General features: G+C 36.5%; 27 protein-coding genes and 1 riboswitch. Of the genes, 15 read left to right on the top strand and 12 right to left on the bottom strand.

Going from position 1 to position 24,239, the window contains the following annotated elements; translation table 11 throughout:
• Positions 1 to 8 precede the first annotated feature (8 nt).
• From ACTIEV_RS03355 to ACTIEV_RS03305, 11 genes are all read right to left on the bottom strand, one after another.
• Positions 9 to 590 carry a DUF4136 domain-containing protein gene (locus ACTIEV_RS03355; protein ID WP_322196392.1) on the bottom strand — a complete coding sequence of 194 codons (582 nt, stop codon included), beginning with the start codon at positions 588 to 590 and terminating at the stop codon, positions 9 to 11.
• 219 nt (positions 591 to 809) lie between these two features.
• A complete protein-coding gene (locus ACTIEV_RS03350) occupies positions 810 to 1,541 on the bottom strand; it encodes a hypothetical protein (protein WP_322196391.1) in 732 nt (243 codons plus the stop codon).
• Between the two features lie 27 nt (positions 1,542 to 1,568).
• Positions 1,569 to 2,336, bottom strand: coding sequence for a hypothetical protein (locus ACTIEV_RS03345; protein WP_322196390.1), 768 nt, complete (start codon positions 2,334 to 2,336; stop codon positions 1,569 to 1,571).
• A gap of 80 nt (positions 2,337 to 2,416) precedes the next feature.
• Entirely contained in the window at positions 2,417 to 3,202 is a 786-nt protein-coding gene (locus ACTIEV_RS03340; RefSeq protein WP_322196389.1) for a HEAT repeat domain-containing protein, read from the bottom strand.
• On the bottom strand, positions 3,199 to 3,717 hold the full coding sequence (locus tag ACTIEV_RS03335; protein ID WP_322196388.1) for an RNA polymerase sigma factor: 519 nt from the start codon (positions 3,715 to 3,717) through the stop codon (positions 3,199 to 3,201). Before ACTIEV_RS03335 ends, ACTIEV_RS03340 begins: the two co-directional genes overlap by 4 nt.
• A 174-nt stretch (positions 3,718 to 3,891) precedes the next feature.
• The gene (locus tag ACTIEV_RS03330) at positions 3,892 to 4,677 is read right to left on the bottom strand and encodes a hypothetical protein (protein ID WP_178886616.1); all 786 of its coding nucleotides are present in this window, start codon (positions 4,675 to 4,677) and stop codon (positions 3,892 to 3,894) included.
• The gene (locus ACTIEV_RS03325; protein ID WP_439516076.1) at positions 4,674 to 5,045 is read right to left on the bottom strand and encodes a hypothetical protein; all 372 of its coding nucleotides are present in this window, start codon (positions 5,043 to 5,045) and stop codon (positions 4,674 to 4,676) included. The genes ACTIEV_RS03330 and ACTIEV_RS03325 overlap by 4 nt, the downstream gene beginning before the upstream one ends.
• A gap of 10 nt (positions 5,046 to 5,055) precedes the next feature.
• Positions 5,056 to 5,454 carry a hypothetical protein gene (locus tag ACTIEV_RS03320; protein ID WP_178886618.1) on the bottom strand — a complete coding sequence of 133 codons (399 nt, stop codon included), beginning with the start codon at positions 5,452 to 5,454 and terminating at the stop codon, positions 5,056 to 5,058.
• 148 nt (positions 5,455 to 5,602) lie between these two features.
• A complete protein-coding gene (locus ACTIEV_RS03315; protein WP_178886619.1) occupies positions 5,603 to 6,190 on the bottom strand; it encodes a peptidylprolyl isomerase in 588 nt (195 codons plus the stop codon).
• On the bottom strand, positions 6,187 to 7,329 hold the full coding sequence (locus ACTIEV_RS03310) for an esterase-like activity of phytase family protein (protein WP_322196387.1): 1,143 nt from the start codon (positions 7,327 to 7,329) through the stop codon (positions 6,187 to 6,189). Before ACTIEV_RS03310 ends, ACTIEV_RS03315 begins: the two co-directional genes overlap by 4 nt.
• 63 nt (positions 7,330 to 7,392) lie before the next feature.
• The gene (locus ACTIEV_RS03305) at positions 7,393 to 8,184 is read right to left on the bottom strand and encodes a serine aminopeptidase domain-containing protein (RefSeq protein ID WP_178886621.1); all 792 of its coding nucleotides are present in this window, start codon (positions 8,182 to 8,184) and stop codon (positions 7,393 to 7,395) included.
• 160 nt (positions 8,185 to 8,344) lie between these two features.
• Between ACTIEV_RS03305 and ACTIEV_RS03300 the strand changes: the two genes are divergently transcribed.
• The 15 genes from ACTIEV_RS03300 (at position 8,345) to ACTIEV_RS03230 (ending at position 23,441) form a co-directional block, all read left to right on the top strand.
• On the top strand, positions 8,345 to 9,502 hold the full coding sequence (locus ACTIEV_RS03300) for a tyrosine-type recombinase/integrase (protein ID WP_178886622.1): 1,158 nt from the start codon (positions 8,345 to 8,347) through the stop codon (positions 9,500 to 9,502).
• A 148-nt stretch (positions 9,503 to 9,650) separates the two neighbouring features.
• Entirely contained in the window at positions 9,651 to 10,439 is a 789-nt protein-coding gene (locus ACTIEV_RS03295) for a hypothetical protein (RefSeq protein WP_322196386.1), read from the top strand.
• A gap of 264 nt (positions 10,440 to 10,703) precedes the next feature.
• The gene (locus ACTIEV_RS03290) at positions 10,704 to 11,309 is read left to right on the top strand and encodes a hypothetical protein (protein WP_439516075.1); all 606 of its coding nucleotides are present in this window, start codon (positions 10,704 to 10,706) and stop codon (positions 11,307 to 11,309) included.
• Positions 11,306 to 12,136 (top strand): AAA family ATPase, encoded by an 831-nt coding sequence (locus tag ACTIEV_RS03285; RefSeq protein WP_439516074.1) that lies wholly within the window; start codon positions 11,306 to 11,308, stop codon positions 12,134 to 12,136. The genes ACTIEV_RS03290 and ACTIEV_RS03285 overlap by 4 nt, the downstream gene beginning before the upstream one ends.
• A 32-nt stretch (positions 12,137 to 12,168) precedes the next feature.
• Positions 12,169 to 12,468, top strand: a complete 300-nt coding sequence (locus ACTIEV_RS03280) for a hypothetical protein (RefSeq protein WP_322196384.1) — start codon at positions 12,169 to 12,171, stop codon at positions 12,466 to 12,468.
• The gene (locus ACTIEV_RS03275; protein WP_322196383.1) at positions 12,461 to 12,955 is read left to right on the top strand and encodes an exonuclease domain-containing protein; all 495 of its coding nucleotides are present in this window, start codon (positions 12,461 to 12,463) and stop codon (positions 12,953 to 12,955) included. Before ACTIEV_RS03280 ends, ACTIEV_RS03275 begins: the two co-directional genes overlap by 8 nt.
• The gene (locus tag ACTIEV_RS03270; protein WP_322196382.1) at positions 12,945 to 14,636 is read left to right on the top strand and encodes a DUF262 domain-containing protein; all 1,692 of its coding nucleotides are present in this window, start codon (positions 12,945 to 12,947) and stop codon (positions 14,634 to 14,636) included. The genes ACTIEV_RS03275 and ACTIEV_RS03270 overlap by 11 nt, the downstream gene beginning before the upstream one ends.
• Positions 14,626 to 16,821, top strand: coding sequence for a DUF262 domain-containing protein (locus ACTIEV_RS03265; RefSeq protein ID WP_439516073.1), 2,196 nt, complete (start codon positions 14,626 to 14,628; stop codon positions 16,819 to 16,821). Before ACTIEV_RS03270 ends, ACTIEV_RS03265 begins: the two co-directional genes overlap by 11 nt.
• A gap of 47 nt (positions 16,822 to 16,868) precedes the next feature.
• A complete protein-coding gene (locus ACTIEV_RS03260; RefSeq protein WP_439516072.1) occupies positions 16,869 to 17,738 on the top strand; it encodes a helix-turn-helix transcriptional regulator in 870 nt (289 codons plus the stop codon).
• Positions 17,713 to 18,111 carry a hypothetical protein gene (locus tag ACTIEV_RS03255; RefSeq protein WP_439516071.1) on the top strand — a complete coding sequence of 133 codons (399 nt, stop codon included), beginning with the start codon at positions 17,713 to 17,715 and terminating at the stop codon, positions 18,109 to 18,111. The genes ACTIEV_RS03260 and ACTIEV_RS03255 overlap by 26 nt, the downstream gene beginning before the upstream one ends.
• 310 nt (positions 18,112 to 18,421) lie before the next feature.
• A riboswitch (cobalamin riboswitch) is annotated at positions 18,422 to 18,617 on the top strand.
• Between the two features lie 117 nt (positions 18,618 to 18,734).
• On the top strand, positions 18,735 to 19,706 hold the full coding sequence (locus ACTIEV_RS03250; RefSeq protein WP_026765173.1) for a ribonucleoside-diphosphate reductase small subunit: 972 nt from the start codon (positions 18,735 to 18,737) through the stop codon (positions 19,704 to 19,706).
• Positions 19,707 to 19,731: 25 nt separating this feature from the next.
• On the top strand, positions 19,732 to 22,131 hold the full coding sequence (locus ACTIEV_RS03245; RefSeq protein ID WP_026765174.1) for a ribonucleoside-diphosphate reductase subunit alpha: 2,400 nt from the start codon (positions 19,732 to 19,734) through the stop codon (positions 22,129 to 22,131).
• A gap of 9 nt (positions 22,132 to 22,140) precedes the next feature.
• Positions 22,141 to 22,584, top strand: coding sequence for a hypothetical protein (locus ACTIEV_RS03240; protein ID WP_157611567.1), 444 nt, complete (start codon positions 22,141 to 22,143; stop codon positions 22,582 to 22,584).
• A gap of 11 nt (positions 22,585 to 22,595) precedes the next feature.
• Positions 22,596 to 23,057 carry a PAS domain-containing protein gene (locus ACTIEV_RS03235; protein ID WP_051417388.1) on the top strand — a complete coding sequence of 154 codons (462 nt, stop codon included), beginning with the start codon at positions 22,596 to 22,598 and terminating at the stop codon, positions 23,055 to 23,057.
• Between the two features lie 3 nt (positions 23,058 to 23,060).
• A complete protein-coding gene (locus ACTIEV_RS03230) occupies positions 23,061 to 23,441 on the top strand; it encodes an acyl-CoA thioesterase (RefSeq protein ID WP_439516070.1) in 381 nt (126 codons plus the stop codon).
• 473 nt (positions 23,442 to 23,914) lie between these two features.
• On the opposite strand, the gene ACTIEV_RS03225 is transcribed toward ACTIEV_RS03230, so the two are convergent.
• Positions 23,915 to 24,239: integrase core domain-containing protein (locus tag ACTIEV_RS03225; protein WP_439516069.1), on the bottom strand; the 325-nt coding region annotated here is incomplete at its 5' end.

The following is a 24,239-nucleotide window of genomic DNA, read 5'->3' as shown; positions in this document are numbered from 1 at the left end:
ATCAATACTTATTCTTCCAGTTTTCTTACAATAGCCTTTACTTTACTATCGATCTGTTTATCACTTAACTTTCTTCCGTTTATTTCAGAACTTGTCCATCCTTGCCAGATGGTTTTATCCGTATCCGCATCCATCATGGTTAAAGTTAGTGTTCCTTCTTTTACAGTTCGCGCATTCTCATCAAACCCAAGAAAATGTGATGGATAAAATACCGCCACCCATCTTCTGCTACCCGGATTAAAAAACCAGCGGGTGAAGGGTTGTGTATATACCGCATTGCGATCGATTTTCTCTTCTTGCTCAATCATCACATCATACACCAGGTATACATCAGGATTGCTCTTTACTTCTTTCCATCCTTTTTCGGCAAGATTTCGGTCAATGGATTGCCTGATCTTTCGATTGGTAAGGTCATCGTTTTTCGTTGATGCGTTGGCCTTTTCTTTTTCAGCCTGTGTTCTTACCCAACTATATGTTTTTATCTTACTGAAATCAACATTGCTGTCTTTTTGAACATAGGCCGTACGACTACAAGATACCAGCAAAAACATAGCTGATACAATTGTTGCTGTCCATTTCATTGTTTTCATAATAGTATGTTTTATGTTCAGGATTCTTTACACTATTATAGATTCAAGCATCGTGCCTATGATTGCGAAAAAGAAGATAAAATTTTGTCAATCTGTTGTTAAAAACAATGGGTTATTTGGTGGATGTAAGGTTTAATATGTGCATAAAAAAAGCCGCAATGATTGCGGCTTTCATACACATGAGAATTGGTGAACGAACTGTTGAAACAGTTTGCGTGGTTATTTAACAGATTTACGCAGGTAAAGATTACCATAAGTTGATTTCAACGAATAGGCGGGTCCTTTACCGGTCGCCAAAGTAATAGAAGTATAAAAATCTTTTTCTTCTTTTTCGGTGATATTCAATTTTAGGTTACTGTAGATCTGTCCATAATGAGTGGTAACAGATAACTTACCGGTTGTTGCTTCGTTGATTGAGGCATCAATTCCTCCGTAAGTGGCATCTACTTTTAGTTGTCCATTGAAATTGGCAAGTTCTACAATACCATAAGTAGATTTTACAAATGTATTTACGAGGTTTTCAGGAACTTTGATATCTAGGGTAATCTCTATTTCCACACCTTCAGAATAATATTTAGCACCTTTTAAATCGGCCGTAAATTCTTTATACGCTTCTTTGGAAGTAAATACAGTTTTCTTTCCATCTTTCATCACCGTGTATCGCTTGGGTAGCTTGTCCATGTCTTTGATGATGTTCTTAATTGTTAGTGTATTACCCTCAGAACTTTCGATCAATTGAAAAGCATCATTGTTTTCGCCATTGTTGATGCTGACAGAAGCGGTGATAGAAACTTCATTTTTATCCCAGGTGCTTACTTTCACCACTTTCGGATAATCAAAAGACAATTTTAATTCCTGTCCCGATTTTACCGGATAATTTTTTGTGATGGTCTGTTGTCCTTGGGCAAGACACAGCAGGGTGCAACACAATACAGTGAGTATCGTTTTCATACAGGTATATTTAATAAGATGAAAGTATTAGTTAGCCTTACGGAGGTATACTTTTCCGTAGTTAGAAGTAAGCGTCATATCAATACCGCCGCCATTTAATTTTCCTTTGATATTGTTATCGCTATACTTGACCATATCACCGGATTTTTCGATCTCGATTTTAAAGTCAGCAGAAGCCAATATCTCACCCCATGAAGTATTCATTTTTAAATTGGCTTTCGTGGTTACAGGCATCTCTACATCCACATGTTTGTAAACCGATATCAGCGATATGGGTCCTTTAACATTCTGACCCAGTTTTACATCTACACTTCCGTAAACTGATTTCACAGTAAGTGGGCCGGTGGTATTTTCAAGTTCTATATCGTTGTATAATGCAGATACTTCAATTTCACTTTCCACATTTTTGAAAGACGCTTTGGAATTGTTCATTACCTTGTTGAAAGAGTATGAGATAGAAACACCTTTGGGTACTTTGATCCTGATCTTGTGATCTCCTTTACCAACCGGATTTACTTCGATGTTTCCGCCTTTATCTGTTACATTGATTCCGATTCCGGTATTATCTTCCAAACCAGAGCCGCTGATCGGACGCAAGCCTTTTGCTCTTTCGTCATCTTCTGATTTCATTTTACTGGATGAAAAAAGGATTTCATTTCCATCATATCCTTCAACAGATACGCCCGGCAAATTGATGATGAGCTTTCCTGAACTTTTTGCAATCTTATAATCCTGTGCAAACGCTGCTGTTGTTGCAATAAGTGCTACAATAGTGGTGAATATGAACTTTTTCATTTTTTGTTTTCGTTTTTATGGTTTTATGATAATGATTCAGACTTAACCGTCATGCATGAACCGGTAACTGTCTGTTTGTATTATGAGCCAAGTGTTAAAATGCTTGAATAGGCGCGTTCCTTTACTGCATCATTCGTATTTACATCCTGCACCATTTTTTGTAGATCGTCAAGAATTGATTTTTGTTTCATTTCTGTCAACACGTGTATCAATTCTATCTGTACCATCGGATCTTTTTGTTTTTTCAGCGATGCGATCAGCTTTTTCTTCACATAATTTTCTCTGTGAAAACGTGACAGCGCTTCCAATGCCGCCAGTCTTACATTGGTGCTGGGGTCTTCGTTCATGGTTGAAACCAGCGCATCAACGATATCCTTGTCTGCCGATTGCATGCGATATGCTTTCATGGCTGCAGCAATTCGCGTGCTGGGCGATTCCATATTTCCCAAACTGGCAAACAACATCTGTTTTTGTTGATCATTTTCTTTGATCAATTGTTGAGATGCTTCGTTCATTGTTTTTTCAGGTGCTGTTGTAGCTGCCATTGTATTTGGCCGAATCGTCTCCTCTTTGGGTACTATTGACTTGTTGTTTTGCTGTTGATCTTGTTTAGACGCAACCAACCCTTCCGCAGTTGATACATCTTGATTTACCCACCAAATAGCAAAGCCCGCCAATACGATTACACAAGCTGCCGCTACCATTCGCAAGGTTCTAAAAGAAATCACCAATGCTTTGGGACGCTCTTCTTTCACCGGCACTTGTGCCATTCTTTCCTGAATTCGAGATAACACATCTGCGCCCGGAGTACGATCATCAAATGCTTCTCTGTTTTGTTGTATAAATTTTTCCAGTTCACTGCTCATGCAACACCTCCTTCTTTAAGGCTTTTTAATATTTTTTGTTTTGACCGATGATATTGGATCCTCACGTTGTTATAGGAGATCCCCAATATTTGTGCAATTTCTTCCTGTGGAATATTTTCGAACAGGTATAGTTGTACAATGGCTCTATTTGATTCCGGTAATTGTTGGATCGCTTTTTTAACCTCGTCAACTTTAAACACAAATTCAGACTCATCAATACTCTCTTCTTGTTTTAAGTAGCTGTCTTTTTCTTCCAACTCCACCCATCTCACTTTCTGCTTCCTGATCCAGGAAATGGATTGATTGATGGCAATTCTTTTGATCCAAGCCCTGAATCCCCCCGTATTTTCAAACCGGTGAATGGCTTGAAAAGCTGCTACAAATACTTCCTGTAAAAGATCTTCTGCCTCGCCCGTATGGGGTACGAGACGGTAAATGGTGTTGTACACTTCTTTGGAATGCATGTGGTAGAGTGCGGAAAAGGCCGAGGTATCGCCCCTTTTACACTGTTCCACTATTTCCTCGCTCGTTATTGTTTTTACCAGTTCCAAAGATGTTTGCCTGTAGTCTTGTTATCTAATCGCAGTTTCTGCATTTACGTTACAAGATATTCTCAATTTTTTCTTTTAGGGCATAAAAAAAGCCATCCGCCTAAGGCGGATGGCTGAGATTTGGATGGGTGTATTGATTTAGTATTTCTTCTTCTCTCTGATCTCCAACACTTCTTTTTTCAGTGGAGCCAGTTCATTAGGATCCAGGTGATTCCAAGAAGTATTGAATACCTGCTTATAATAATCTTCCAGGGCTTCAATCATGGGGTTGATAACACCCGGATCGCGACTGAAACCAATATTAAAGCTTCTCTCAAGCGTATTGTACACGGGTGCGATATATACTTGTTTCTGCTTCAGCGGAATACTCTTCGCCCATAATTTTTCTTTGGTAAGTGGTTCAGCAGCAACCAGGTTTACTTTACCGGATAAGATAAAGAAGCCGGCATACTTATATGCTGTTCTGTAAGTGGCATAACGGCCTTTACCAGATACGTACTCAGAATAGGAGTTCCAGTTGACGTTGGAGCTATTGATATCAAAATCAATTTCTACCTGCAATAACAAGTCGCTTTCTTTTTTATCATTGTATACCACCTGATCATAATACTCGAATGGTCCACGTACCGAATATCCTTTAGCGGTTAATGATTCGTTGTAGTCGGCAGCCATTGCTTTAGAAAAATCACTGAATATTTTATAATTCGAGTAAGCAAATTTTTCTTGATAAGCCGGATCTACAAGCAGAAATACTACCTGAGCAGATTTAGCAGGTGCTTTTTGTGGTGGTTCAAAGTCATAACTAGGTGCTTTGATGGTAGGTGCCGGTGGTGGTGCCGTTACTTTTGGTCCGGAGCTTGCCACATACAATACTGCATAAGACAATACGACCAATATTGCCATTAGATTTTTTTTGTTTCTCATATTCGTTTTGTTTTGTGTAGGATATATACGGTTAAAATCGCCATTTGGTACATCAATACATCTATCCAGTCTCCGGTTCCATGCATCCAACCCAACCATTGAAATAATTCAGTTGCCGAAACCATCAATGCTATTCCAATTTTCCAGCCTTTGGGTATTTTCTCCCAACCATCCCAAACCATTACCATCGCCATCCACAGGGAAACACCCCACAAATAATCAGGTATCCATATGGAGCCGGGAAAAGAACTTGTTTCTTTTGAATTGTATAGCAACCATCTTTCAAAAAAAACCGGAACTTTTCTTCCTTTCAGGTAAATCAAAACTCCAGCGATCAGGGGAATCACAACCCAGGCCCATCTCACCATCAAAACCCTTCTATTCGCGCTCAAGCTCTTCTGTATTAATGCGGTCATCAAAAAAGACGACTACATAGTTTTCCGATTTCAGTTTTGCAATCAGATCATCACGGTATTCTATAATTTCCTGCAGTGTTGCAAACAGCTTCGGTGATTTCCATGTCTGTGTTACTTTATCTTTAAAATAGCCTAGCTTTTCAAACTTATTTTTAAAATGTCCAACTGATCTTGTTGCTACAGAACTATAAAAATCCCTGGCTTTATAAAAACCACTGATGATCGCAAATTTTTTATAGTGCGCTGAGCCTTTCGGGTTACACTCTATACAGGTGGTGGAAAGATACATGAATCCATACCCCCCCGTTGTGTCGGCAAATTTGTCGACTTGTTGGGTTGAATCAGGTTCTTGGGCCTTCAATACCGTAGTTCCGAAGATGAATAAGAGGCATACCAATAACTGGCGATAACTGAAAACTCGTTCACGCATTATATAGTAAAATTAGGCTTGTTTAAATCTATAAAAAATACCTGAAAATGAGTAGTTTATCTCTATTTTTCTATGATTCTTATTTTCTTTTGACATTATAAATAGCTACCGGTGGATCAAGGTACTGGTTTCTGTCATTCTGCATATAAATCTTTCGCACGATATTCATTCCTTTGATCACTTTTCCAAAAGCTGCATAACCCAATTTGTCTTCTACATTTTCTCCTCCTTCATCAAGTCCGGGTTGGTCATCAATGCAAATAAAAAATTCACTGCCTGCCGTTCCCGGTGCCAGTCGGGCAACCGATATCACACCGTCTTTATGTTTTACACCGGTTTTACCGGTGCTTTCATGTGGTATGCCTGTAATGCTTCTTGCTTTTTCATTTTTGGTTCGCCATAAACCGCCTTGCAAAATTTCTGTCTTAGGTGCATTTGATGGCTGATTGTTTACATTTAATACACGATAAAAAGAAGTGTTCTCATAAAATCCTGAGTCTACATAACTTAAAAACGCAGCGGTGGTAGCGGGTGCTTTATCTGCATACAGCTCTACTTCTATTTCTCCATATTTTGTTTCAATCACCACACGTGGATTTCCGGAATTGGTGGGCTCTTTACAGGTAATGAGGGCTGATAAAAGAAAAAGATAAATCAGTTGCTTCATAACGATTCATTCACTTCAAACAAAAATAACTGCGTCTTTTCCAAAGCTGAGAAATTATTATCAGCAATCATCCATAAAGATCGTTTTCCATTTTTTAATCTTGGGCCCAAACACATGCCTTCTACATTATCAGTATACATACCCAGCTCATCCAGATTCAATAATAATTTTTTTCGAAGTGGTTTTTGGGGTGGATTATTTTTTAAGTTGTTGATCGAGCTAATATCTTCCGCATCATTCAAATCAACCATAAAAATTTTAATCGTACATGCTAATCTACCCGTGGAGAAAGATCTTTCCATTACGAGTAATTTATTATTTCCGATATCCATGATATCGGGAATACCATTCACCATAAAACTCCCCGGCGGATTGGGTGCATACGCTACAGGATCGAGTTTATATGCATACTGCGCAACCGCTTTCCCATTGGATACATTGAATTTGTATAGGCGAACCCAAGCATCATTCGGTTCCAGGATTGCTTGCGGACCATCTTCATACCTGGGTTCTTCTAAGCTCACGAACAAGTTTTGATAGTTATTGGTGAATGTGGCTCCTTCTAAAACACCATTGCGTCTTGGCCCTTTTTCCAGAGCAGACATCCGCAAATTATCCGGCAATGAAAAGCTGCGAATATATTTTCCCGATCTATCCACTACTTGAATAGAGGGGTCTGCGATCACGGTATCTTTTGCTGTTACGATTCTTTCTCCTTCGCTGGTCCATACAATTTGTCTTGTGATGGGATGGTAACGAATGGATTCAGGATCAGGTGTCAGTTGTGGGTTTTCTTTAGAGGAAGGATAGGATTGTCCGTTCGGTTGTTGCAATGTAACGGCTTGTTGGAATAAAACCGTATCGATCTTCTCATCCTTCAATATAACCTTCATCGTGTAAAACCGCGCCGGTTGTAATGCAGATCGGTCATCACTAATAGTATAGAAAACTTGTTCTGTTTTATCAAAATCTATTCCCGATAAACCACCCACAGTTGTTTGCTGAAATGAAAACTGATACGGGATGTCATACACATCAATCAACCGAAGTGAGGTTGGCGTTACTTGCAGTGTTCCCTTTTTTGCTGGAGAACAGGCGTATATAACAAGTAGACAACAAGCAACTATAAATGATTTCAAAACCTAAGTAATTTTTCTGTGTCCTTCTGTGCCCTCTGTGGCAATCAATAAAAACAAACCCTCCTAATTTTTCTTCACCCTCTTCTTATGCGAAAACAACCAAGGCAATAATTTAGGCTCTGCAAAAGCATTGGTCCAACTATCATGTGCCACACCCGGATACTCTGAATAAGTAACATCTTTGGCGCCGGCAGTCATCAACGCTTTGTATAATTCGCGGTTGGGCTCCGGCGATACCACCGGATCTTTTTCTCCATGAAAAATCCACATCGGAACTTCTTTAGCATTTTGTACCAACAATGGAATATCAGCAATACCACAAATCGGAAATGCCGCAGCAAAAAAATCAGGATAACGACGTAAGAGGTCATAGGCACCAAATGCACCCATCGACAACCCTCCGAGATAAACCCTTCTTGGATTGACATGTCGATTGTCTACCAAACTATCCATCAACTGTTTTACCAGTTGTTGTGAAATGGGCGCTTCTCCTTCAGAGTCTACCGCAGCCCATTGTTTTTCTGCTGATCGTTTGTATTTAGACCAGGTCATGTTTTTGGGGCATTGCGGAAAAATAACAATGCCTTCAAAGTATTTACGATTGGTGGGTTCGAGGAAGAGTTTAGCACCATGGGTTAGCTGCGCTTCATTATCATTCCCTCTTTCTCCTGATCCATGGAGAAACATGACCAATGGATAGGCTTTGTTCTTTTTATACTTGGCAGGATACAGTATACGATAGTGTAGGGTATCGTTTCCTTTGATGAATTGTTTCTTTTCATAGGCAGAAAAGTCCTGTGCACTCAGTGTAGTAGAAAAGGAGAAAAGAAACAGCAATGACAGGATGTTTTTCATATGGGATTGTTTGGATAAATCTACTGCAATTTTTATAACTGGCAGTTTTCACTAGAAAAATTAATTGACCGAGTTTAAGCTTACAATCCATTAAAAATTGCGGTAAATACGGTAAGCCTATTTAAGAAACAGGTCTACATTTATTATTAAGCTAAAAACTATGAACCGAATACATTTATCGCCATTTTTATTGTTAGGAGAAGAGAGAATTGGATTAAACTATCCCCCTGATGCCATAATAACCGGATTAATTAAGTCATTAAAGGACGTTCGTTGGAGCCGTGAAAAAAATGGTTGGCACATTCCGTGTAATAAACCCGCTTATGAAGCTTTGGTAGACAAGCTGATGGGGATTGCTACAGTGGAGAATGCAGAATTAAGAAAATACCTTGAGCAGCGAAAAATTATAGTAAAGCAAAATCAAAATAAGTTGTCGTCGGGGACGCATAAAATGATGCTAAATCATCCCTTATCCGTTCCCAACCTTAGCGCGTATGAAAAATTCAGAGACATGCTGGTGCTGAAAGGGTATAGCGCCAATACTATTCGAAACTATAGTAACGAGTTTCATCAACTTTTGAGGGTTTTAGGTAATAAACCGGCTGATACATTAAATAAAGAGCAACTTCTTTCTTATTTATTATGGCTATTGAAAGAAAAAGGCTGTAGCGAAACGCAAGTTCATACGGCAGTCAATGCAATAAAGTTTTATTATGAACAAGTTTTGGGGAGAGATAAAGAACTTTATGATTTACCACGCCCGAAGAAGGCCTTTACCTTGCCGGATATTTTAGCAGAAGAAGAGATTGTGGAATTAATTCACGCGATACCCAATATAAAGCATCGATCTATGATAATGATTGCCTATTCTGCCGGATTGAGGGTAAGCGAAATTGTGAAGTTGCGAATTACTGATATTGACAGTAAACGAATGATGATTCATTTACGAGCCGCTAAAGGTAAAAAAGATAGGATGGTTACTTTATCAAAAAAAATACTAGCTGTTTTACGCGAATATTTTTTGCTCTATAAACCCAGGATATATTTATTTGAAGGCCAAAATGGTGGCGAGTATAGTGTCAGGAGTGTTCAAAAAATAGTACAGGATGCTAAAATAAGAGCCGGCATTACAAAGAAGGGGGGAGTACACAGTTTAAGGCATAGCTACGCTACTCATCTATTAGAAGCAGGAACCGACATTCGAATCATTCAAGAATTATTAGGACATAACAGTATTAAGACAACCATGTTGTACACCCATGTTGCGAATAAAATAATGAGCAAAATTGAGAGTCCTCTAGATAAATTAGATTGGTGACTACTATTTCGCTTTTTCGACCACATCAACCCAAAAAACGAAATCATAAATAGTTGCTTATGAATACATATTTCCATTTTTTTTGTTACTTTTTATGAGCGAGGAATTGCGTACTTTTATTGTTAGCTGCCAGCAGTAACAACCTACTATGTTTGGACTATTTTCAAAGAAAAATAATAATGAATGCCCGATAGACTCTGAGATGCGACTCTGGATGGAAAATTCTTTCTTGTGGTTGGCAACACAGTTTGGACACGACAACATTGCTACAAAACCAATACTTCTTCCTACACCTGAACACTTCCCAATTCGCTTTGACGGCTCAAAAGAATCATTGACAAAGACCGCAGAGATTGTAGCTCGTCAAATGGAGATTGACATCAATGAAATTAACCTTGATACTTATGAGCAAAACATTCAAGAGTTTAGTGGCGGCTTTGGACATAGAATCTGGACAGAGGTTGACAAGGACAATGATGAAAAAATGGCTGCGGGTTTATACTTTGACAAAAACGAACAAGGTAAATACGACATCCTAATTGAGAAAAAGAATTTAACCGATCCCGAAAATCTTACAGCAACCCTTGCCCATGAGTTTTCACATATTAAAATTTTAGGTGAAAAAAGACTTGATTTCAATGACGAACAGCTAACCGATTTGACACCTGTTGTTTTTGGTTTAGGCATCTTTAATGCAAACTCTGCATACAAAGAATGGAAGTCATTTGACAGTTACGGACACAACAGCATCGGTTATTTAAAACAAAGAGAATGGGGTTACGCTTTAGCACTTTATGCCTTTTTCAGACAAGAAGAAAATCCCGACTGGATAAAGTTCCTGACACCTAACATAAAATCAGACGTTAAAAAAAGTTTGGACTTTATCTATGCCAACACTGACAAAGTTTTTATTGAAGAATATAAAGGCGGCAGCTAACAGGCAGTTTTGCGTCAGCAGGGGCGACGAATAAATCCTCATCTTAGTGCTACTATCAGCTACATATCCGGCTGACCGAACACGAATGAGCAACAGAATATGTTTTCAACTTTTGTAACTTCGGTCGGCTGCAGTTCCGGGCTAGACGTTTTCCAAATGCCCTGCCGAACGCAAAGCTGTGGCCGTTATAGCCAATGGTAGGACGACCGTGCAAACGACAAACGACCGACCAAAATTTAAACGTTCAAACAAAGACAAACCATTTTGACAGGTGACCAACATACAGACCATATTTCTAACGGACAACGAGTAAGCCGACACTCATTGCCAACGCTTCAGTATTTTTTATTTTCCCCACCGCACATTTTTTTTAATTCAATTTTAGCCAACCGCACATTTGGCACATTTGGTTTTGCCCGAAACACAAGCCGACCCTTCGCAAAACCCAAAGAGCCAAATTTTCCCACCCACAGAAAGAAATTTTTAGAGCGACACACTTTGGCGTTTCATACTTCTACTTTTGTTGCAGAAATTAGAAATAAAGAAAGTATGCAAACAAATAATTTAACACTTAGCCCAACAATTGACAGACCTTTTGAACTTGCTAAGACATCAGCAAAAATGACTATTTCAGAAGTTTTTGCAGAACGGAAAGGTTCATACCTCAATGAGTTTACTTTATTTGTTGCTCAATTTAATTCAATCCCAAACTTTATTCATGACGTTGACATTGACTGCAAAAAGCCACCAACTGGTTTGCTGAAAATTACAAATCAGAAATCAAAGACTTCTATTATGACAAACGGTATTTCAACAGAAGCAAAAAAGCCGAAATTGATGATATTTTCTATTTCCTCTATGATGATTTGATTGTTGACTTTGATACCAATTGCTCAACAGTTCGTTTTTTATATCGTAAAACAGAACTTTCAAAAGTTGAGGAAATTGTAAATGCTATTCACAAATTCAAAAAAAGGAAACAAAAGCAAAAACCCGAAATATCGTTGCTTGTAAACAGCATGACTGGCATTGAAACAAAATCTTTGCAAATTACTAAGCCCAAATTAAGTATTGAAGACAATTACAACGAAGACTTTAAAGAAATTCATCGAACTATATTAAAAAGACTTTCTCGTAAAAAAGATAAAGGATTGGTATTACTTCATGGAATACCAGGAACAGGAAAAACAACATACATCAGATACTTAATTGCCTCTTTAAATAAGGATGTTATTTTCTTAACTCCAAATATGGCGAGTGTCATTACAAACCCAAGTCTTATTTCAATTCTCTTAGACAATCCAAATTCAGTTTTTGTAATTGAAGATGCCGAAAACATTGTTGTTGATAGAGAAAAAGAAGGTAGTTTGCCAGTTTCAGCATTATTGAATATTTCAGATGGCTTACTTGCAGACTGTTTGAATGTTCAAATTATCTGCTCCTTCAATACAGACATTTCAAAAATTGATAGTGCCTTGATGAGAAAAGGACAATTGATTTCAAAGTATGAATTTAAAGAATTGGAAATTGAAAAAGCCCAACAGCTTTCAAATAAATTAGGCTTTGATACAAACATCAATAGTCCAATGACTTTAACATCAATATACAACCAAGACGAAAAAGATTTTCAACAATCAAGAACAAGCAATCCAATAGGATTTAAAGCAATAAACAATAACAGGTTAGCCGAAAACTGAACAGAGTAGGCATTAAAATAAAAAAGTAAAACATGATTTCAGATGTAAGAGAAAAAGGAAGCCTCATTGAAGTTTTTGATGCAAACAGCAAAAGAATTTCATACATGAGTGCAGGAAGCAAAGAACTTGTAGGAGTTGCAAGCAACTTCTTTGTTATTATCAACGGTTCACTAATTGAAGTGTATGATGAAAAATGCAAACGTATTTCATACATGAGCCAAGGAAGCAAGATTGTAAGAGGTGCAGCAGGAAATACGTTTACAGTTAAAAACGGAAGCCTTATTGAAACCTATGATGATAATTGCAAAAGAATAAGTTACAAAAGTGCTTAATTCTTACACCGCCATAGATTTTGAAACCGCACAAGGCAAGCGTTGGAGCATTTGTCAAGTTGGATTGGTTCGTGTAGAAAATCAAATTATTACAGAGCAGCTATCAATTTTGGTTCAACCACCTGATAATTATTATTGGAATAACTTCATTGATATTCACGGAATTTCTCCCAAACAAACGGCAGATGCACCAACATTTGATAAAATTTGGTATCAAATTGAGCCATTCATCAAGAATCAAAATGTTGTTGCTCATAACGGTTTTGCGTTTGACTTTCATTGCTTAAAGCAAACTTTAGGTTACTATGAAATTTCATCGCCTGAATTTACTGGACATTGCACCTATCGTATTTTTGGAGATAATCTAGCGTCACTTTGTAACCAATATAAAATCAACTTAAATCATCATGATGCTTTGAGTGATGCTAAAGCTTGTGCAGAACTGTTTTTAATACATTTGAAGGAAAATAATGAATATGGAGCATAACAATATATCAATTAGGACTATAAACGATTTGCTGAAAAACAACTTTTTTATACCATCCTATCAAAGAGGTTATCGTTGGACAGAACAACAAGTGACAGAATTATTGAATGACATCAATGAATTTTCTCCAAAGGAAATTGAAAATTCAAATGAAAAAACATGGTATTGCTTACAGCCGATTGTGGTAAAGAAAAAAGATGATAATGAGTGGGACGTAATTGATGGACAACAAAGGCTCACGACAACTTTTTTAATCTTACATCATTTAAATCAAGGCTATGTTGAAAACCGTAGAAAGAAATTATTTGGCTTAAAATACGAAACAAGAGAAAATTCAGCCGACTATTTACAAAAAGAATTAAACGGAGAAACGATAAACGACACAAACATTGATTATTATTTTATTTCTTCTGCTTACAAAACAATTTGTGATTGGTTCAAAAACAAAGGAGAGCAATTTGATGTAAATACATTTGAATCAAAATTCAACTTTTCTACAAAAGTTATTTGGTATGAAACTTCGGCAAAAGATGATTCTATTGATATTTTCACGAGGATAAATAGCGGTAAAATTCCACTAACAAATGCTGAATTGATTAAGGCTTTGTTTTTAAATAGTTCAAATTTCGCAAAAGCAGACAGCGAAAAACTACGTTTGAAACAATTAGAAATTGCTTCAGAATGGGACAGAATTGAATATGCCTTACAAGACGATTCTTTTTGGTATTTCATCAACAAAAATGAAAATACCTTGGCAACGAGAATAGAGTTTATTTTTAATTTAATGTCAGACAAGCCAAGTGATGACAAGTATTCCACTTTCCATTTCTTTAATGAAAAATTTAAAACCAAATCAGAAAAAGAAATAAACGACAATTGGCAGGAAATTAAAAAGTATTTCCAAACTCTTGAAGAGTGGTATAATGACAGAGAATTATATCACAAAATTGGTTATCTAATTGCGATTGGAACAAACATCAAAAACATTCTTAAAGAGAAAAAAGAAAAATCAAAAACGAAGTTTTCATATTGGATAGACCAAGAAATAGAATCCAAATTTAAAAATGTGAATTTGGAAGAAGTCGAATATAACGGAAAATATGTTCGTGAAATTTTATTGCTTCACAACATACAAACTATGCTCAACAACGAAAACGAAACTAATCGTTTCCCTTTTGACCGTTACAAAAAAGAATCTTGGGACGTTGAACACATTCACGCTATCGCAACAGAAGTTAATGTGAAAATAGAAAATCAAATTGACTGGCTAAAAAACAACTTCATTAAAACAGACAATCATCACAACGAGGAGTTAAATAATCGAATTGAATTCATAAAATCAGGCAACACAATTGATGAAAATGAATTTGAAGACATTGTTGACTATGTATTGGGCGAAGAAGATAATAGCTTACGAAACCTGTGTTTATTAGATAGTGGAACTAATCGTTCTTACAAAAACGATTCTTTCAAAGAAAAAAGAAAGAAAATAATTGAAAGAGAAATTGAAGGAACTTTTATTCCCATTTGCACAAAAAATGTTTTTATGAAATATTATACAGCAAACGTGAAAGACATTGAAGTTTGGAATGAAAACGATAGAACTTCATATTTTGAAAAAATACAAAAAGTAATAAATCAGTATTTACCTCAAATGACATTGGCAGAAAATGAGCAATAATCCGACATCAAAAAAAATAAATTTTCTGCAATTGGTTTCTAACGAAGAAGCTATATATGAAAATGAAACTTGGCAACCGCTGAGTAAAATTGAAATTCCAATTATACAACGAGATTACGCTCAGGGTAGAGAAGGAAAAGAAGAACTAAGAGAAAACTTCTTAAAGTTTTTACTTGAAGCAGTTAATGGAACACCAAAGGAATTGGATTTTGTTTATGGTAGCGTAAGAAATAAAATTTTACAACCGCTTGACGGACAACAAAGATTAACAACATTGTTTTTGTTGCATTGGTTTGTTGCAGTTAAAGAAAACAAGTTAAATGATGAATTAAAATTTCTATTGACAAAATTCACTTACGAAACACGAACAAGTTCACGAGAATTTTGTATTGACTTAATCAACAAAGGAATTATTTACAATCCCGAACAAAATATTTCTACACTTATCATTGATAGCTCTTGGTTTTTTCTTTCGTGGAAAAGAGACCAGACCATAAAATCAATGTTGACAATGTTAGATGACATTCAGCAAACATTTCAAAATGAAACGGAAGTTTGGGACAAACTAAACAAAATTAGTTTTCACTACATAGAACTGCAAAACTTCGGACTTTCAGATGATTTGTATATCAAAATGAATGCAAGAGGTAAAGCACTTACTGATTTTGAAAATTTTAAAGCCAAGTTTGAACAACATATAAACAAAGAGGGTTGGGAAAGCAATGCAGAAGCAACCGAAACATTTTCACATCAAATTGATACACTTTGGACAGATTTGTTTTGGAATTATCGTGATAATACCGAAAATGTTTTTGACGAACAGCTTTTGAATTTTTTCAGAACAATGGCTGTAATAAATTACACACTAAAAGCCCCAAAAGACGATAAATTCAGACGCATAATTGATTTATTGAGAGGTGGTCAAAAAGTTTCATTCAATCAATATTTGGACTTAGGCTGTTTTGATGAGGATTATTTTACAACGTTGAAATTCGTTTTAAATAAAATATCTGATAAAAGCGGATTGAAGACATTTCTTTCTGACACGACTTATGCAGATGAAAAAGACATTTTCAACGGTGCAATTAAAAACAATTTAGGCTATGCCGAACTATTGAAATTATTTGCTTTATACCAATATTTATCTTGTGAAAATGATATTGATAAAGTGAATCTGCAAAATTGGTTGAGAATAGTCCGAAATTTTGTTGAAGCACATAGATTGTATTATGACAATGCAAATACATTTGCAGATTCACTATTGTTTTTATCAAAGATCATTCCGGTTAGAAATAACATAGTTGAATATTTTAAAGATTCCGTAAATCCAGAAGATAAAGGCTTTCCAAAATTCATAATTGAAGAAGAAAAGACAAAAGCGAATCTTATTTTACAAAATGATGATTGGAGAAACGCAATTATTGAAATTGAAAATCACGGTTATTTCAACGGACAAATCGGCTTTATTTTAGATTGGTGTAAAGACGAAAACGGAATATACAATATTGATAAATTCAAAGAATACGCAGAAAAAGCAAAAGCCGTATTTAGTAATGACGGATTGAAAAACTTTGACAATTATCTTTTTGAAAGAGCCTTGTTGGCAACAGGAGATTATTTGTTGAGTATTGGTAGAAATTATAGTTTTTTAATCAGCAAAGGACGTAATGAACGTGATATTAGTTGGAAAAGGTTATTAAGAGATGATAACAATCAACGCAAAGTTTTAAAATCATTATTTGATAATATCAATCCAACGACTTTGTTTCAAGATTTAGAAAAAATCATTGTAGATTTTTCAGACAAAAATGATTGGCGTTATTACTTCGTTAAACAGTTTGAAATGATTGACAATTGCGGAAGTCAAAAACTTGCACGCTTTAATGACAACAATGAATTTGATATTCTTTTATTAGGTTCAACCATGACAAGCGGTTTTCATAAGGAGTATTATTCTTATTCTCTTTTCGTGGAATTGAAAGAAAAACTTTCGTTAGACGAGAGCTCATACAAAGACCAAAAATCGGTTGATTATTGGAAATACTTTGAATTAAACGGACAGCAAGTCGCATTTGATTGCAAAACAGGAAAATACATTTGGACACAAAACAACGATTGGGACAATCCACAAGAATATGACGATAGAGAAATAGTAATATTTGAACTAACTGGAGAAAGCTACTAATGTCAAAACGAGGCTACATATCAAGATACCTGCTTATTCTCAAAAAGTTGAAAGTAAAACCTTATTCAACTTATGAGGAATTACAAGCCTATATTGAAAATCAGTTTGACTATCTGCAAATGCAAGACGATAATTTGCAAATAGGTTTTTCAAAACGAACCTTGCAACGTGATATAAAGGAAATCAGAAACGTATTTGGAATTGACATTGAGTATTCAAAATCTCAAAAGGGCTATTTCATCAGCCAAAATGAAAATGAAAACATGAATTTTCAAAGAATGATGGAGGCATTTGATATGTTTAATTCTCTAAACCTTGCACAAGACTTAACACCTTTTATTCATTTGGAAAAACGCAGACCGCAAGGAACAGAGAATTTATATGGTTTGCTTCATGCCATTAAAAACAGACTTCAAATCAAGTTCAATTATCAGAAATTTTGGGAAGAAGAATTAAGCCAGCGTTTTGTAGAGCCTTATGCCTTAAAGGAGTTTAAGAACCGTTGGTATATCATGGCAAAAGATAGTAAGGACAACAACATAAAGAGTTTTGCACTTGACCGTTTGACAAACCTTGAAATAACAAATCAAACATACCAGTATCCCGATAATTACAGCATTGAGCAAAGTTACCGCTACTGCTTTGGTATTATTAGCCCAAATGACGAAGAGCCGCAAGACATCATTCTATCATTTGACCCATTTCAAGGTAAGTATATCAAGACACTTCCATTACACAACACTCAACAAGTATTGGTGGACAATGACGAAGAAATGAAAATTAAACTTAAACTTTGCCTGACACATGACCTTGTAATGGAACTACTTTCTTTCGGTGACAACATGAAAGTTATTGAACCTAAATCGTTGGCTGACCAAATTAAACAAGCGCATGAAAAAGCGTATAGACAATATTAAAAGCCATCGCACAGGTGTAAGCACATTTGCAAGCCACGCAAGCCCAAGCACAGTCCAAAGCTTGCAAAAGAGCTTCCACCTTTCCAACGCGGACAAAATTGAATTTAAAAAAATCTCCTCCCCTTCTAAAAATAAAAAATACGCAACCGCACAGACCAACACGACAAAGACAATGACGGTGAAACGCAACAACGACAATGGTTTGCAAGGACGGACGACAAGAACCACTGGCTATAACAGCGGTTTTGCAAAAAAGCGGGTTCAGTGGTTAATTGAACATTCTACCTCGCATCAACTTTTGTGGTATGTTGACAGTTTTGAGCTCCGAAATCCGCTTCTTCGCAAAGCCGCAAAACGTTGTACGTCACCCTAACGAACTTCCTGCTAACATTCATCATTCCGACAAATACAAAAATCAGCCGACCCGACCCTACGCTATTTTTAGCACATGGCAAGGCACACAAACCCCGACACAAAGCCAACCTTGCCAAGAGCTAATAATGCCAAGGCCCCATGCCCACCCACCACCCAGCGGACTGAATTCTTATCGGCATCTCCTTAAATATGAAAAAATTACTACCATCAGCAACCCACAATATTTTACAACATCCTCCCATTGCGACTTTCCAATGTTTTCAACATAAAGTGTATAACAACTTGCCCCAATTTTAAATTTAGGTTATTATTTTACACCACATTTTGGTTGACAATTCGCCACAAGCGGATTTCATTAAAAGGGAATCAAGTTTAAGTCTTGAACTATCCCCGTAGCTGTAAGCTCCACCAAAGTTGTTTAATCCCCATGCCACTGTCATTTTGGACGGGAAGGCTTTAAACAATGGAGCAAGTCAGAAGACCTGCCAGAATCAAACATTTAGTAACAACGCTTTCGGGTGAAAGGCATGGTACTGACAGTCTTCGCTGCTTCATGCGGCTCATTCTTTCAGCACTATATTTTTCTCCTGTAGCTAAAAATTTTTGAAACAAATATTGATTATGGTACATACAGAAGAAATACTTTTAAAAGAAAATAAAGACCGCTTTGTTATCCTGCCAATTAATTACCCAAAAATTTGGGAACAATACAAAAGACATGAAGCCAGCTTTTGGACAGCCGAAGAAATTGATTTAAGTGGCGACTTAAAAGATTGGGCTGCACTAAATGATGGAGAACGCCATTTTATCTCTCATGTGTTAGCCTTTTTTGCTGCAAGTGATGGCATCGTAAATGAAAATCTTGCGGTAAACTTTATGAGTGAAGTGCAATTACCCGAAGCCAGATGCTTTTATGGTTTTCAGATAATGATGGAAAATATACACAGCGAAACCTACGCTTTGCTTATTGACACTTACATCAAAGACCCACAAGAAAAACATAAACTATTTCATGCTATTGACACTGTACCAGCAGTAAAGAAAAAAGCAGAATGGGCTTTGCGTTGGATTGACAATGGAAATTTTGCTGAACGCCTTGTTGCATTTGCAGCAGTAGAAGGAATATTTTTTAGCGGCAGTTTCTGTTCTATTTTCTGGATGAAAAAAAGAGGCTTAATGCCGGGGCTTACGTTCAGTAATGAATTAATAAGCCGTGATGAAGGTTTACATTGTGAGTTTGCTTGTCTACTTTATAGTATGCTGCAAAACAAATTGTCAGAAAAAAAAGTCCAGGATATTATTGCCGATGCTGTAACAATAGAAAAGGAATTTATTACTGAAGCATTACCTGTTGATTTAATTGGTATGAACGCTAAATTGATGCAACAATACATTGAGTTTGTTGCAGACCGTTGGCTAAGTGAATTAGGTTGTACAAAAATTTACAACGCCACCAATCCATTTGACTTTATGGAAATGATTTCATTGCAAGGCAAAACAAACTTTTTTGAAAAAAGAGTTGGCGATTATCAAAAAGCTGGAGTAATGGGTAATAAAGAAACTCAAGTATTTTCAACTGAAGAAGATTTTTGAACAACATTAAATATATACTACACCCATGTTTGTAATAAAAAGAAACGGTAAGCAGGAATCTGTAAAATTTGACAAAGTAACCGCAAGAATTGAAAAATTAAGTTACAGTTTAAGCCCAATGGTGAATGTAATTGATGTTGCAAAGAAAACCATTGAAGGTATTTATGCAGGCGTGCCGACAACAGAGCTGGACAACCTTGCAGCAGAAACAGCAGCATCGCTTACTATCACACATCCCGACTATGCAATACTTGCGTCAAGAATTGCAGTAAGCAACCTGCATAAGAATACCATTAAAAGTTTTTCTGCAACAATGCAAAGGCTTTATAATTATACAGATGCTGCAACAGGAAAAAAATTACCACTAATAGCAGATGATGTGATGCAGATAATTGAAGAACATGCAGAGTTACTGGACAGCACCATTATTTACGACAGAGATTTTGGTTTTGACTATTTTGGTTTTAAAACTTTGGAAAAATCGTACCTGCTAAAAGTTGATGGAAAAATTGCAGAACGTCCGCAACACATGTATATGAGAGTTGCAATAGGCATACACAAAGAAGATATTGAGAGTGCCATAAAAACATATCACTTAATGAGTGAACGATGGATGACACATGCCACACCAACATTGTTTAATGCAGGTTCTCCTAAACCTCAAATGAGTTCATGTTTTCTTTTAACAATGAAAGAAGATAGCATTGACGGCATTTACGACACACTAAAACAAACAGCAAAAATTTCTCAAAGTGCTGGTGGTATTGGTTTAGCCATTCACAATATCAGAGCCACAGGCAGTTATATTGGCGGCACAAATGGAACAAGCAACGGCATTATTCCAATGCTCCGTGTATTTAATGATACTGCCAGATATGTTGACCAAGGTGGCGGAAAACGCAAAGGTGCTTTTGCTATTTACTTAGAGCCATGGCATAGTGATGTATTTGAGTTTTTAGATTTAAGAAAAAATCATGGTAAAGAAGAAATGAGGGCAAGAGATTTATTTTTTGCTTTATGGATTTGCGATTTGTTTATGAAACGGGTGGAAGCAAATGGTGATTGGAGTTTGTTTTGCCCCAATGAGGCACCGGGGTTAAGTGAGTGTTGGGGTAAAGAATTTGAAACGCTTTACGTTAAATATGAAGCTGAAGGCAAAGCAAGAAAAACAGTGAAAGCACAGGATTTGTGGTTTGCGATTTTACAATCACAAATTGAAACAGGTACACCCTACATGTTATATAAAGATGCTGCAAACAGTAAAAGTAATCAGCAAAATCTAGGCACAATTAAAAGCAGTAATCTTTGTACTGAAATAATGGAATATACCAGCCCTGATGAAGTGGCAGTTTGTAATTTAGCTTCATTGGCATTACCCCGTTTTGTTATTGATGGAAAGTTTGACCAGCAAAAACTATATGAAGTAACTTATCAAGTAACAAAAAACCTCAACAAAATAATTGACAATAATTACTACCCAATAGAAGAGGCAAGAACTTCCAATATGAAGCACCGCCCAATTGGTTTGGGTGTGCAGGGCTTAGCAGATGTATTTATTTTATTGCGTTTGCCATTCGAAAGTGAGTTGGCAAAACTGTTAAATAAAAATATTTTTGAAACCATCTACTTTGCGGCAATGACAGCCAGTAAAGATTTGGCAAAAGAACAAGGTGCTTATGAAACCTTTGTAGATTCGCCAGTTTCAAAAGGTATTTTTCAATTTGATATGTGGGGTGTAACACCAACTGACTGTTGGGATTGGGCTTTGCTAAAAGAAGAGGTAAAACAATACGGAGTACGTAATTCGCTTTTATTAGCGCCTATGCCTACTGCTTCTACGTCACAAATATTTGGCAACAACGAATGTTTTGAGCCGTATACAAGCAATATTTATACAAGAAGGGTTTTAAGCGGTGAATTTATAATCGTAAATAAACATCTCTTAAAAGACTTAGTGAATTTAGGATTGTGGAATAACAGTATGAAAAATAAAATTATTGCTGCCAATGGTTCTATCCAAAACATTGCAGAAATACCAACCGACATAAAAGAATTATACAAAACAGTTTGGGAAATAAAACAACGCAATATTATTGATATGGCAGCTGACAGAGGGGCATACATTTGTCAATCCCAATCGTTGAATTTATTTGTTGACAACCCAAATACTTCTAAACTTACTTCTATGCACTTTTACGCATGGAAGAAAGGTTTAAAAACTGGCATGTATTATTTGCGTACACAAGCCGCCACACAAGCTGTTCAATTTACAGTAGAAAAGCAAGGTAGCAATGAAATAAGCCCTGTAGTTCCATCAACAGAAATAGTAAATCAACAACCACAAATAAATAATGATGTGGAGCCAACGCAAACTGATGCCCCAAGTTGCAATATGGAAGATGGTTGTATTAGTTGTGGTTCGTAAAATAAGCAAGTGAAAATAAGAAATCTCATAGTTGCTTTTTGGCTATTGGTATCGGCTTGTCATACGACTGCCAAAATTAGCCAGCAAACATTAAAGCAGATGCCATCTGCCTTACTTGGAAACTTTAAAGATGATTACGGAAGCAGCTATATTATTACAAACAAAGAATGGGTGCAAGGTAAAAGCATAAAGTATCACTTGTTACAGTACAACAAGGCTGAAAATTTTTTTATTGCAAAGAATGATGAAGCTAATCCTTCGGACGGTGGGCTGTACACAAGGATAGACATAATGTATTTTGAAAACATGAAACCCTGGCATTGGGGTTATTGCCTTACTACATATAAAGCAAGTACTATGGAGGAAGCAATGAATACAGCAACGGCAGATAGGATTAACCCCCGTAAAGGATGTAATGGTTATCCATTTTCAAGGATGAAACGAACTGATTAAAACTAATAACTATGGCACATCCACTTTTATGCTGGGATATATGTTTAGAAGGATTGCACAGAAGAATGCAATTAGCCAATGACTTGAGAATAATGCAAAGTATAATGAATGCAGGTAACTGGCATAAACCCCTCGTTTCTCTTGACAATACATTGGTTTGGGAAAACAAAGTGATTATTATTACGGATACGAAACTCAATATCATTCATGCTACTGAAAATATATTTGCCATGAATGGTTACAGACAGGAGGATGTAATTCACAAAAAGCCCACAATGTTTCAAGGTGCTAAAACTGAAATTATAGAAAGAGAAAAAATTAAAATAGCGGTTGATAAACAAAACCCATTTAAAAGTATCATTACAAATTATAAAAAAGACGGGAGTATTTACAAATGCCAAATTGAAGGTTATCCTGTCTTCAACAAAAAAGGGAATTTAGTAAACTTCATTGCAATTGAAAATGTTGCATAAATGATGAACGAAGAAAAAATTGAAAAATCAATCACAAGAATATTTAAAGCTGTATTTCCCGACAGTACAAATCATTATGACACTTTATTTGGTGGGACAGCAATGCACTTGATGGATGAAGTGGCTTTTATAACTGCAACCCGTTACAGCAGACAAAAAATGGTAACTGTTAGCAGCGACAGAATAGATTTTAAAATGCCCATACCTGCAGGAACTATAATAGAGTTGGTTGGTAAAGTATCTTATACCGGCAATACGAGCTTAAAAGTAAGAGTTGATATTTTTGTTGAACAGATGTATTCTAACGACAGACAAAAAGCAGTAAGCGGAGAGTTTACATTTGTTGCTATTGACGACAATAAAAAGCCAACGAAAATCAATTGACCAAACACACAATGACAAAAGGACAATAAGCGAAGTCTCCAATAGCCAACGCCGCAAGGCAAGCACATTGGCAGGCACACAAAACCCACAGCACAGAAGCCAACCTGCCAAAGAGCTTGCCTTCTTGCTCGGCTTGGGTAACAGTCTTTAGGTTGACACAGTTAAAATGCAACACTCTACTACTGGACAGAGAAAAGGGCGAACGTACAACAGGGGGTTTGCTGCTATACTGGCGGACGAACATATCCTCATCTTTTTGTTCGCTATCAGCACCAGTTCCAGCCGACGTAATTCTATTTGGCTTTTAGTTGTTAACTTCAACTACATATTTGCAATCATCAGGGGTTCCGGGCTGGACGTTCAATGAATACCAGCACAGCAGCAAGCCCTGTCCGTTAGCTGTTGTAAGCTCCCCTTTTTTTCGGGCCAGTTAAAAGTATAATTTTCTTTTTTCAGTTTAACATGAATACGGATTAAATGTATTCGACTGGCGGTACAAAACCCAGCGACTGATGTGGTCTTGAGCAATTATAATCCATACGCCATTCTTCTGCTTTTTCTCGTACCTCATCCAATGTTGTAAATACATACGCATTTAATAATTCCTTTCTGATGTTGCCATTACAACGTTCTACATAGCCGTTTTGCATAGGTTTACCGGGTTGTATAAAAGCCAGACTGATGTTATGCTCCCTGCACCAAAACTCAAGCTTGTGTGAGATGAACTCTGGTCCATTATCTACACGTATCATGTGCGGTAAGCCCCTAAACTCTTTGAGGTATTCCAGCACTCTGATC

It is taken from the genome of Sediminibacterium sp. (assembly GCF_051861365.1).
Lineage (GTDB): Bacteria > Bacteroidota > Bacteroidia > Chitinophagales > Chitinophagaceae > Sediminibacterium.
Note: the sequence above shows the minus strand (reverse complement) of the source record. Positions and strands in the feature narration are given on the sequence as shown.